The 279-nt window shown below is 52.0% G+C and carries 1 tRNA gene; it reads left to right on the forward strand.

The window, feature by feature from the left end:
• Positions 1 to 12 precede the first annotated feature (12 nt).
• Positions 13 to 86: transfer RNA gene (locus LDX50_RS30695), tRNA-Ala, on the forward strand.
• The last annotated feature ends 193 nt before the right edge of the window (positions 87 to 279 follow it).

The following is a 279-nucleotide window of genomic DNA, read 5'->3' on the forward strand; positions in this document are numbered from 1 at the left end:
GAGAAGGAACACGGGGGATTAGCTCAGCTGGCTAGAGCACCTGCCTTGCACGCAGGGGGTCATCGGTTCGAATCCGATATCCTCCACTTTAGCAGTATACCTGCCTACCGGCAGGCAGGCTGGATACTGGAAACAGGATACAGGGTACTGAAAAGGGGTAGTGGAAACGAGGTCATTCAAAGGTAATGGCAGAAGCAGATTGGTTTTATCGAAAGAGTATTGGGTTGCCCGGAAGGGGTAACCGCATTGCGTTGCACCTGGCTTAAGGATCCTATGTGA

This window comes from Fulvivirga sedimenti, from assembly GCF_020328055.1.